We start from the raw sequence: 11,633 nt of genomic DNA, 5'->3' as shown, positions 1-11,633 counted from the left end.
TGGATCCGTTTGTTTTCAGAATACATTAAATTTAGGAGGGGATTTTATGAAAAACAGAAGATTCGGATTCTTGTTCCGCTTGGTTGCCGCTGCGATTGCAGCGATGCTTTTTGTGGGCACATTTTCTGTAACAAATGCGGAAGCGGCGAGCAGAATTCCCGCCAACTGCAGGTTTGTCCGCTGGGGCTCATCCGATTTTTCATCCTTTGACATTCGATGGAATCCTGTAAAAGACTGTGATGGATATCAGACATGCCTGAGCCTGACGAACGGAACAAAGGCTCAGTATTCTTCCTTCAATTATGATGTTGTCGGTGCGCGTTTCAAGTTACCAGCCAGAGACCATGTCTACATGATCAAGGTCAGATCATTTCTTTGGCTCGCCGGCGGAAAGGTCTACAGCTCATGGTCCAACCTTGCCTTTATCACTCCTTCACCGGTTTCGATCAAGGTAGGAATTGTGAGCGCGACGGCTAAACATCCTGAAGCGAGACTGAAATGGAACACAATTTACGGAAGTGACGGATATAACATTTTCGTGACGACCAATCCCCATGGGACATGGAGATGGAATCAGTCCACAGCGGCAAAGGCGACTGCAAATTCAGCAGTGATCAGTAAATATTCCGGAGGCAGGCTGAAACTCTATACCAGGTATTACTTCAAAATCGTCACCAGACGCCGCCGCAACGGTGTTTTCTGCACTGTGCCGATGCCCAGCAACAGCTATTATTCTGGATGGTTCAATTTCTATAAATAATGATACGAATTCACTAATTTAATTATATCAGCCATTATGATCGGATCCATTTTCCCGCATCAGATTCTGATATGATACGGAAAGAACAGAAACGGGCGGCATTTCTGCAGAGAGTTTCCCGCCCGTTTACATTCTAACTTGAATATGATGACCGGAATGTGTAATAATATACGCGATAATTGTTCTACTCAACATTTTTAAAGGGGGAAACCATGAAGAAAAACAGGTCAGGTTTTATTGCACGTTTTGTCGCGGCTGCGATCGCAGCGATGCTTCTTGCAGGCACTTTCTCTGTCACAAATGCGGAAGCAGCTATCGGCACCCCGCGCAACTGCAGATTTGTCAGCTGGGGTACGAGCTTCACAAACTGCTATATCTATTGGAACCAGGTATCCGGTGCCGATGGATATCAGACAGTCTGGAGCTGGACTGACGGAAGTCATGCGAAATATTCTTATCACGCTTCTAATTCCTATGGCGTATATGTCTCTAATGCTCCCAACAACCATGTTTCCATGGTAAAGGTCAGGGCATTCAGATGGGTAAGGGGCAAGAGGTCCTATGGCCCCTGGTCCAATATCGCGTTTATCACGCCTTCGCCGTCCTCCATCAGCGGAAGCCTTGTGAGCTCAACAGCCTCGAGTCCCAAAGAGCGCCTGAGATGGAATGTCATCTACGGCAGTGACGGATACAATGTTTTCCTTACGACAAATCCCAGGTCATCCTGGAGATGGAATCAGTCCACAGCGGCAAAGGCGACTGCAAACACGGCAGTGATCAGCAAATATGCGGGCGGAAAGCTGAAGACCTATACAAATTATTATTTCAGGCTTGTCACCAGGCGTAAACGCAACGGCGTCTTCTGCACTGTTCCGATGCCCAGCAGCACCTACTATTCCGGTTATTTCTGGTTCTACAGGTATTGAGAATCTGAAGATTTATTCTTCATCGCCCAATACCCGCGACTTCAGTCGTGGGATACTCGCGCAAAAAGGGAAGCTTGCTTGAAATTCCCGGGATCAGGGACTTTTCATTTGTCATCATTATTCTGCAGTTTTTCGGATCCATCCCTCGTATACGTTTCGTATGCAGGAGTTTGACAGAATGACGAAAATTAAATAAAAAGCTATGCAAAATGACGGTCCTGACAGACCGTCATTTTGTTCTGTCTACAGGAGAGCCGGAAATCGCTCTTTTTTTTTGTGGAGACGTGCCATGGCGGGAGAGCCTTTGTTCCTTTATACTTTTTTATACATACATTACACATGACCGGCAGAGGGTTCAGACCGGGAGAAGCGTCTGAGACCGTGCCGGAAGGGAAGCAAAGATAAAAAAAATAACACCAGAAACAGGAGTATGAAAGAGGAGGAACAGAATGGCCAGCTTATCGCTTAAGAATGTAAACAAGAAATATCCCAATGGTTTCCATGCAGTCAAGGATTTCAATATGGAAATCGCTGACAAAGAATTCATCATCTTCGTCGGTCCTTCCGGCTGCGGCAAATCCACAACGCTTCGTATGATCGCAGGTCTTGAAGATATCTCTTCCGGCGATTTCCTGATCGATGGCAAACGCATGAATGATGTAGAGCCCAAAGACAGAGATATCGCCATGGTTTTCCAGAACTATGCTCTGTATCCCCATATGTCTGTCTATGACAACATGGCATTCGGTCTGAAGCTCCGCAAGGTTCCGAAGGATGAGATCGACAAGGCAGTCAGGGAAGCAGCCAAGATCCTCGACCTGTCCCATCTGCTTGACCGTAAGCCGAAGGCACTTTCCGGCGGTCAGAGACAGCGTGTCGCCATGGGCCGTGCCATCGTCAGAAGCCCCAAGGTCTTCCTCATGGACGAGCCTCTGTCCAACCTGGATGCCAAGCTCCGTGTCCAGATGAGAACCGAGATCGCCAAACTCCACCAGAGACTGGGCACCACGATCATCTACGTCACCCATGACCAGACAGAAGCCATGACACTGGGCACCAGGATCGTCGTCATGAAGGACGGCGTTGTCCAGCAGATCGACTCCCCGCAGAACCTCTATGACAATCCCTGCAACCTCTTCGTCGCAGGATTCATGGGATCACCTCAGATGAACTTCCTGGATGCGAGCGCGAAGGTTGCCGGCGGCAAGGCTTACCTTGAACTCGACGGCCAGAGCATTGAGCTTCCCGCCGACAAGGCAAAACCGGTCATCGACGGCAATTACAACGGCAAGACTGTCATCCTGGGCATCCGTCCCGAGGATATCCTGGCATCCCCCGAGGCTCTGGAGAAGGCTGCGTACAAGTTCAACGCGACCTGCAACGTCTACGAACTTCTCGGCGCAGAAGTCTTCCTGTATTTCGATGTTGTCGGCAATGCCGTGACCGCACGTGTTGAGCCTGAAACAAAGATCCGTCCCGGCAAGGATATGACATTTACCTTTGATACCAAGAAGATCCATATCTTTGATAAAGAGACCGAGCTGGTCATCGCAAACTGATAACTGCTTTCTACTCACTTAAAGAATTACCGCAGGACCAATATCTTTTTTGCAGTTGCACTGTAAAGGATTCAAACTTGCGCCAGGAGCATTAAAAATGTACTATTAGGCAGTGCGGGCCGGTCGGCTCTGCACTGCCTTTAATTTTCATCGCGTAGTGACCGTGACTTCAGTCGCGGAATACGCGCGCAAAAAGGGAGACTTGCTTCATCGCGTAGTGACCGTGACTTCAGTCGCGGAATACACGCGCAAAAAGGGAGACTTGCTTCATCGCGTAGTGACCGTGACTTCAGTCGCGGAATACACGCTCAAAAGGGGAACTCGCTTCATCGTGGCTGCAATCCCGTGATGAAGAATAAACGTTCCGCGAGGATGCGCACGGATGCGGTACTGAACGCAAGGGAACAGGGACAGGATTTAGAATATTATGATCACCTCGCAGATAATCAAAAAGTGCCTGGAGGACATGGGCGCGATCACACATATGGAGTTCAGTGTACAGGACCTGAACGGAAACACTATTGCCGCGACAGCCGGCATGGAGGTGCCTGACGCGGAGATCGTGTCTGTATTTGCGCGATCCGCAGCAGACAGTCAGATCATGGGGACGAGTTATCTGCTCAAAGTCCTGGATGATTCAGATCCTTTTTATATTCTGACAGCGTCAGGCAGCAGAGACTATGCTCTTATGGCGGCCAAAATGGTCGCTTCGCAGCTCCAGAGCATGATCGCTCTTTATAAGGATCGTCTTGACAGGGGGAATTTCTTCCAGAACCTCCTGCTCGACAACCTGTTGAAGGTGGATATCTACAATCGGGCGAGAAAACTGCACATAACAAATCTGGAGCCCAGGGCTATCATTGTTTTTGACATCGATCCGGGTAAGAGCGGGGGAAATGAGGCGGAAACCGCTGCAGCTCAGCTTTTGACGGGGCTTTTTGTTTCGCAGGGAGGCAGCTATCTGACCCAGGTGGAGGAGAACAGTGTGATCCTCATCAAATCTCTGACTTCGGAGGACGACTACGAAGCTCTCGAGCAGTGTGCGGTCACAGCGGTCGATATGCTGGAGACCGAAGCCATGGTCCGCGCCTCTGCCGCCTATGGCACGATCGTCACAGAGCTGAAGGATCTCTCAAAGTCGTATAAGGAAGCCCGTATGGCGATGGATGTCGGCAGGATTTTTTATGCCGGCAGAAAGATCCTGTCCTACAATGAGCTGGGGATCGGCAGGCTGATCTATCAGCTCCCCGTCAATCTGTGCAGTATGTTCCTTCACGAGATCTTCGGGGAGTACGATCCGTCATTAATCGACCAGGAAACACTCGCCACGATCCAGACTTTTTTTGAAAATAATCTGAATGTGTCCGAGACCTCCCGCAAATTGTTTGTCCATCGCAATACCCTTGTGTACCGCATGGAAAAACTGCAGAGGGAGACAGGCCTCGACATCCGGACCTTTGACGACGCAATGACTTTCCGCATTGCGATCATGGTCAGCGAATATATGAAATTCCTGGAAAGAAAAGGCTGACCGGGTGTGCTGCTGAGCGGTTACTGATCACGCCTGCCCGAGAGGCATATGATGGACCGAATGGCTTACTGATCACGCCCGCCCGAGAGGGCATATGATGGACCCAATGGTTTACTGATCACGCCTCCCGAGAGGCATATGACGGGCCAAATCGGTTACTGGCACTCCTCTCGAAGGCATGCCGGTAATCTTGCGGATTCTCCTGTTACAAATCGTATAAAAGATCCAAAACATTCCAAATGTCTGCTTATCCATTGTCCATGATCATTGGGAGGTGCTATAATCATTGGTATGCCAAGGGGGGCTTTGGGGTGCACCATGAGGTGCGCCGGGGGGCCCGGGTGTGTCAGAGGGGATTCCCTCTGGCACATCTTCACATTAAGGGAGAATTTGATTTTGCAGTACCTGACAGAGGAATGGACAGTTTATGAGCATTAAAATGCGCGAGCAGACACCGGGCACCGGGGGTAAAAACGGTGTACTTCGTGCTCTGAAGATTCTCATTGGATGTATATTGATCACTTTGCTGGCTCTCGCCGCCGCAGTGGGCGGATCGGGCTTTTTGTTTATGCGCTCAAAACAGGACAGCGTGGGCTTTTTGGAAAAGACGCGTGTGAACGGCAGGAGTGTGGCGGGGAAAACCCCTGCCGAAGTGACAGACAGCCTTGTAAAGACCTTTCTCAACGGCGAAGTCGTCCTGATGGAGGAGGGCAAAGTGGTCCTGAGCCTTCCCATCGCAGATCTGGGCTATCAACCGGATCGAGAGACAATAGAGGCCAGCCTGACCAGGGATATGGAGAAAGAGAAGTCCGATTTCCGGAGTGTGGTCACAGAGATGATGTACGGGAATTCTTTTACCCAGAATATTCCCTTTACAGTAGATGAGACCGTTTTTAAAAACGCGGTCGGGAAGAATGCGCTCTCTGAACCCAGAAAGGAAAACAAAAACGCAAAGATTCTCTATTATGAGGAAGAGGAGAAATGCAGGATCGTGCCCGAAGTACAGGGCACGAGATTCCATGACAGGGATCTCAGGAACTGGATGCGCGGTGAGATCGATGCCCTCCTGACGGGAGAAGAACAGGCGGAGGAAAAGGAAGACAAGCAAGACAAAGCAGATAATAAAGGTAAAGAAGACAATAAAGGTAAAGAAGATAAAAAAGGTAAAGAAGGCAAAGAAGATACAGGAGACAGTAAAGACAAGACTGTCGAACCTGCAGCAGTACCGGCTCTGATCGAAGCCCTTCCCCGCGCTGAAAAAGATGACAAAAAAGGCAGTTTAAAAAGCGCTGATAAAAACGCCCAAAAAACTGCCAAAAAAACCGGGCCCTACAGGATCACACTCACGATCCCGGCTTCGATCTATATCCCGCCTGATAAGACGGTTGAGAACGCGGATTTCAAAACAAAGTGCAAGGTTCTCAATCAGCTGGCAGGAGAAAGTGTCACTTATCTGTTCGGGGGAGAGTCGGAGACGGTCGACTTCAAGACGATCATGAACTGGATCAGGGTAAAGGACGGTGAGGCTGTCGTCCGCGAGGATGAAGTGCGGGCCTATGTAGAGGACCTGGCGCAGAGATACTCCACACGCTACAGGGACCGGGTTTTTTACACGACCTGGGGCGGAGCTGTCACATTTACACCCGGCATGAATGAGTACGGCTATACTATTCTCGAGGACGCGGAGTTTGAGCAGCTCAAGGCGGACATCCTCTCCGGCCAGAAGGTGCAGAGAGAGCCGGTATACATGTACTACAATGACTGGGGATGCCCTTTGTTCCTGAGCAGAAACGGCATGGACGACCTGAACGGCACTTATGTCGAGGTCAGTATCTACTCCCAGCATATGTGGTATTACCGCAACTGGCAGCTGATCGTGGAGAGCGATGTTGTCACCGGGGATGTCACCAAAAACCTCGGGACAGCCAGCGGAGTCTTTCCCCTGGCGTTCAAGGAAAGCCCTTCCATTCTCCGCGGCGGTACAGGCAAGGACAAGTACGAGACCGAAGTCAAATACTGGATGCCTTTCTATGAGGGCCAGGGCCTGCATGACGCCTGGTGGAAGACCGTTTTTGGAGGAGATGAGTACAAAGGAGACGGCTCCCACGGCTGTGTCAATCTCCCTCCTGACGTCGCAGAGACCCTCTATAACAATATTGTCCCCGGGACCGCCATTGTGATTTACTGACGCTTATTTGTCCTTCCGGGACTGAAGGATCCGGATCCCGTTCACCTCGATATCGTTCGCAACGGGGATGGTGAGATATTCTACTCCATCTATGAAGCGTGTCTGGATCATGTCCGCCATATCGGCTTTGACGGTGATGCGCAGGCTCCCTGCCTTGATCTCCAGTCTGGAGGTGTCAGCGGCGTTCTCCGCTGCCAGGGTGCCGCCATTGCCGACGGCAGAATCAAAGGCATCGTCAAAGGTGTCCAGAGACTCCTGCGATGCCCCGTTTTCATACAGAATGCGGCGCAGCTGTACCTTTTCAATCTGAACAGGCTCGCCGCTGTCTTTTTGTTCCTCCACGAGCTGCCCGATAGCTTCGTGGATATTTTTTACATTTTCAAAATCGCAATCCCTTCCGAGGGCAGTCTCCACGACGTTTTTAAAGGCATCGCGTTGGTCTTCCTCGGCGAGCGGCATGGGGCATCCCAAAATCTGAGCAGGGATCTCTTCGTGGAGCTCGTCAGGCCGGCGGGCAAAAAAGAGTGCCTGATGAATGTCAGGGCAGCGGTCGTTGAAGGAAGGAAACAGGAAGCCGGCGTCGGGCCGCTGAACAGACCAGTCGCTCCGCCGGTCAAGAAAGCTTTTTTTCTCGGAATCGTAGCAGAGCCCCTCTTTCAGGAGGATGACCGGACAGAGACTGCACAGGATAAAGGAGTATACATAATCGGAAGCATCGTCCATTTCGAGCCCGTCCGATGTGCGCCCTGGAATGTCATACACTCCGTGTGCAAGAAGGATGAGATATTTGTCCGGAAACTGCGTGGTCTCGATCACCTGGTCATAAAATGCCCGGAGCAGGGTGGTGTCCTCCAGCTCAGACTGCTGCAGGCGGTACAGCATGTCCTGCTTTCCTCCGGGAGCCTCTTCCTCCAGCGGGAATTCCAGATTGAACAGGTTCCTTCCCGGTTTCCCGCCCAGTGTCTGACGGAAGATCTCACAGTATTTTTCTACAGTCTCCTCCTCAAGAGCGAGAAAAGTCTCTCTCAGTTCTGTTACGATCTCCCGGTTTTCATTGACATAACAGCCCCTGATCTTGTCGATCCGGCAGTTTTTCAGTGTCATCAGTCTGCGGATTTCCGCAATCGCTTTCTTGTCCAAATATATGCCTCCTGGTGTGTGGATTATTACGGATGATCTATTTTTTCTTCGGCTTTCCGATGATAGCAGAATCTTTCCAAGGGTGCAAGGGGAGGGGGTGACGACTCCGGGAAAGCCCCGGAACAGTACGGAGAACAGTCCCCGGAACAGCACTCGGAAACTGCGCTTCAACACCCTGAACGGGCTCCGGGAAGAGGGTTACAGCCTGCCTGAAGGGAGCCAGGGGGGCCAGGGAAACAAGCGCCGGAAGGTTACTGTACACGCCCCCTCGAGGGGCGGAATCATTGCTTCGCAATGCAGTAACTTGCGTTCGCCCATGCTGAATTCGCTTCGCGAATGGGGCGAACGCCGTTCTACTCGGTTTTTTCGCGAAAAACCCGCGAAAAACGCCTCGAATTTCGAGGGGATCTGTACGGTAACCCGGAAGAGCTTATAGAGTTGATAGATCGCCTTTTGAGGTTGACAGTTTGCTGGTCAGGGATTAATATTTGTATATTCGTTTATCGTTTTTGGGGGCTGGGTCATCCCGGCTGAGACAGAGTAATTGATCTCTGATACCATGGAACCTGATCCGGATAATGCCGGCGTAGGAATCGAGAGAGCGCAGCCTGATGCAGATTCATCTTTTAACAGGCGGTACACAGGCAGTGCAAAAATACGTTCAGCACAAAGCGGTTCAGAAACAGCAGGTTCCTTCGGATGAAGGGACCTGTTTTTTACATGAAACGGAAAAATTCAGGCAGGGAGCTGAAAAATACAGGAGGGGAGCAGGAAATGAGTGATCAAAGAAAAGTGACGCAGCGTCTGCTGGATGGCAGCAGGGATCTCTGGGATGCCTATCTGGAGCACCCTTTTGTGCAGGGAATTGCGGACGGCACCCTCGACCGGGAGAAATTCCGCTTCTATATGATACAGGATTATCTGTATCTGATCGAATACGCAAAGGTGTTCGCCCTCGGCGTGGCCAAAGCGAAGGACCTGGAGAGTATGCGTCTGTTTGCGGGATATGTAAAGCAAATCCTGGACGGGGAGATGGATATCCACCGCGGGTATATGGCCCGCCTGGGGATCAGCCTTGCCGATGCGGAGAAAGCGCAGACAGCTCTGGACAACCGTTCTTATACAGCCTACATGCTGCAGGTGGGCTATGAGGAGGGTGCGGCCCAGATCGCGGTTTCTATCCTTTCCTGCGCCCTGAGCTATGAGCATATTGCCCGCAGGATGCTGGAGAAATATCCGGAGGCGGACAGGCATCCCTTCTATGGAGAGTGGGTCAAAGGCTATGCCTGTGAGGAGTATCATGAAGCAAATGAGGAGCTGATCGCACTGACTGAACGTTTGTGTGAAAATATGAATGAGCCACAGCTCAGGCATCTGGAGGAGATCTTCCATATATGTTCCCGCTATGAGATGTCTTTCTGGGATATGGCATGGGAAATCCGGGGGTGATCGTAAATGCTGGACTTTAAAGATGTGGTCTTCCAGTTTCCCGTGGAAGAAAAGCCGATCATCGATCACCTGAGCTTCCATGTGGACAGGGGCGAATTCATCTCCATCATCGGTGCTTCCGGCTGCGGCAAGAGTACGATCTTCAGACTGATCAACCGCCTTCTGGTGCCGGAAAAGGGAGAGATCCTGGTGGCAGGGAGGAGGGTCGCCGGGAAGCCTGCGGCAGATTCCGGAAAAGAGAAAAGCCCGGAGAAGCCCCGGGATAAGACCCGGGGAAACATCCCTGTCTGTGGATACATGCCGCAGCAGGACCTCCTTTTTCCCTGGAGAACAGTGGAGGAGAACATCTGTCTGCCCATGGAACTTCAGGGGGGTATTTCCAGAGAGGAACAGCACAGGAGAGCGCAGAAAGCCCTTAAGGATGTGGGACTTGCCGGAAAAGGAGACAAGCGTCCCTCCGAACTGTCCGGAGGCATGCGCCAGCGCGCGGCCTTTGCCAGGACACTCCTGACCGGCGCGGAACTGCTGCTCCTGGATGAGCCCTTTTCGGCGCTGGATTATCTGACCCGTATCGAGATGCGGGAATGGCTTCTGGAGCAGTGGGAGAGAGAGCGGAAAACAGTCCTTTTTATCACCCACGATGTAGAAGAAGCGATCTTTCTGTCAGGCCGTGTACTTGTCGCGGAGAGGAGTCCTATTACTTCCCTGACTTCCGTGGAGATTCCGCTCGGTGTGCCCCGGTCGATCGAAGACCTGAAAAAACCTGAAATACAGGACATGAAGGAACAGCTGATCGGGAAACTCAGGAACACGGAGATCGACCTGCCCCTCAAGGCCGGGGTATAGAGACTGGTTAAAAACAGGGATAAAACTGGGGGATAGATAGAGGAGGAGAAATGTCTTCTGGAAATACAAACCGGGCAAATCTGCCTGCAGCAATGCTGGTCTTTGCGCTTCTGATGTTCTGGCAGATAGCCGCGATGGGGATGAATGCGGCTTACATCATGCCATCGCCGGCTCAGGTCGTGCAGAGGCTGTGGGATCTGCGCGGACCGATTTTTACGGCGCATCTGCCCGCCACAATGTCCGTGGTGGTCATCGGGCTCATGATATCTATAGTGCTGGGAATGGCGCTGGCGATCCTGATGGACGCGAGCCCCATTGCGGAAAAAGCTCTGTATCCCGTTGTGATCGCTTCCCAGACGATCCCTACGACAGCGCTCGCCCCTCTTTTTGTACTCTGGTTCGGTTATACGATCTGGAGTAAAGTGCTGGTCACCGTGCTGATGACTTTTTTTCCGGTCACGATCACTGTATTTGACGGCTTCCGCTCCGTCAGGACAGAGATGAAAGACCTGATGTTCTGCATGGGGGCGGATACCCGGCAGATGTTTTTTAAACTCAAACTCCCCGCTGTTCTTCCGTGTTTTTTCTCAGCGCTCAAAATGGCTGTCCCGCTCTCCGTCATCGGCGCGGCGATCGGGGAGTGGCTGGGCGCCCAGAGCGGTCTGGGGTATTTCAGCCGCCGCATGATGACCCAGCTGGATGGAGCAGGTGTTTTTGCACCGATCCTGCTGCTTTCCATCGCGGCCATGCTGCTGGTGGCAGTTGTCTCTGCCATTGAGAAGCGGGTCATCACCTGGAGGAATGAGTAGGTACCATATAATAGGTACCATACCCGGTAAACTCGAAAAATAAAAGTTACAGCCTGGGGAGTACGTGAGGTTTTGTCCGTACATATTTGCAAACGGATATTTGCGGATTTGCAACAGGTTCATGCATATCTATAAAGCGAAGCAGCAGAGTACCACATCCATAGGAGCTGCTGCACCGCATGGTTGTGGGTGAATGCCAGAAGAAACTTACTGGTTCCGGATGTAATCCCGGACCACTGCGAGAGAATTCTCGCTGACCGTCGTGACAAAATAACTGTCCGACCAGAAGAAAGGCTTCCAGTAATACTTCCTGAGGATAGTCTCACCGTATTCCCTCCTCGCGAACCGGGATGTCTTCGTCTTGACTATGTTGGCGAGACTCCCGGGAGCGGTAAAGGGGTCAGCTTCAAACAGGATATGGACAT

General features: G+C 51.4%; 10 protein-coding genes and 1 riboswitch. Of the genes, 8 read left to right on the top strand and 2 right to left on the bottom strand.

The features are described from left to right. Window positions 1–46 precede the first annotated feature (46 nt). From BLT02_RS14320 to BLT02_RS14300, 5 genes are all read left to right on the top strand, one after another. Window positions 47–760, top strand: a complete 714-nt coding sequence (locus BLT02_RS14320; RefSeq protein WP_092996994.1) for a hypothetical protein — start codon at window positions 47–49, stop codon at window positions 758–760. A 212-nt stretch (window positions 761–972) separates the two neighbouring features. Beyond that, window positions 973–1,686, top strand: a complete 714-nt coding sequence (locus BLT02_RS14315) for a hypothetical protein (protein ID WP_092996992.1) — start codon at window positions 973–975, stop codon at window positions 1,684–1,686. A gap of 449 nt (window positions 1,687–2,135) precedes the next feature. Then, window positions 2,136–3,245: an ABC transporter ATP-binding protein gene (ugpC, locus tag BLT02_RS14310; protein ID WP_092996989.1), complete on the top strand. Its 1,110-nt coding sequence runs from the start codon at window positions 2,136–2,138 to the stop codon at window positions 3,243–3,245. Window positions 3,246–3,672: 427 nt separating this feature from the next. Beyond that, window positions 3,673–4,776 carry a PucR family transcriptional regulator gene (locus BLT02_RS14305; protein WP_092996986.1) on the top strand — a complete coding sequence of 368 codons (1,104 nt, stop codon included), beginning with the start codon at window positions 3,673–3,675 and terminating at the stop codon, window positions 4,774–4,776. 427 nt (window positions 4,777–5,203) lie between these two features. Next, window positions 5,204–6,964: a L,D-transpeptidase gene (locus BLT02_RS14300; protein WP_092996984.1), complete on the top strand. Its 1,761-nt coding sequence runs from the start codon at window positions 5,204–5,206 to the stop codon at window positions 6,962–6,964. A gap of 3 nt (window positions 6,965–6,967) precedes the next feature. On the opposite strand, the gene BLT02_RS14295 is transcribed toward BLT02_RS14300, so the two are convergent. Further along, entirely contained in the window at window positions 6,968–8,104 is a 1,137-nt protein-coding gene (locus BLT02_RS14295; RefSeq protein ID WP_092996981.1) for a DUF4317 domain-containing protein, read from the bottom strand. A gap of 499 nt (window positions 8,105–8,603) precedes the next feature. After that, a riboswitch (TPP riboswitch) is annotated at window positions 8,604–8,712 on the top strand. 166 nt (window positions 8,713–8,878) lie between these two features. Here BLT02_RS14295 and tenA point away from each other — a divergent pair. Genes tenA through BLT02_RS14280 form a run of 3 tightly spaced genes read left to right on the top strand, consistent with a single transcriptional unit; the run spans window position 8,879 to window position 11,208 of the window. Continuing rightward, window positions 8,879–9,553 carry a thiaminase II gene (tenA, locus tag BLT02_RS14290; protein ID WP_092996978.1) on the top strand — a complete coding sequence of 225 codons (675 nt, stop codon included), beginning with the start codon at window positions 8,879–8,881 and terminating at the stop codon, window positions 9,551–9,553. 6 nt (window positions 9,554–9,559) lie between these two features. Beyond that, a complete protein-coding gene (locus BLT02_RS14285) occupies window positions 9,560–10,399 on the top strand; it encodes an ABC transporter ATP-binding protein (RefSeq protein WP_092996976.1) in 840 nt (279 codons plus the stop codon). Window positions 10,400–10,449: 50 nt separating this feature from the next. Further along, window positions 10,450–11,208, top strand: a complete 759-nt coding sequence (locus BLT02_RS14280) for an ABC transporter permease (RefSeq protein ID WP_092996973.1) — start codon at window positions 10,450–10,452, stop codon at window positions 11,206–11,208. 207 nt (window positions 11,209–11,415) lie between these two features. Here the strand turns inward: BLT02_RS14280 and tnpA are convergent. Next, the coding region (gene tnpA, locus BLT02_RS14275; RefSeq protein WP_139187653.1) for an IS200/IS605 family transposase at window positions 11,416–11,633 on the bottom strand (218 nt) is incomplete at its 5' end.

Origin of the sequence: Sarcina sp. DSM 11001 (assembly GCF_900101015.1) — a bacterium.
In the GTDB taxonomy this organism is placed as follows: Bacteria; Bacillota; Clostridia; order Lachnospirales; family Lachnospiraceae; genus CAG-791.
This window is presented reverse-complemented; position numbering and strand designations above follow the sequence as displayed.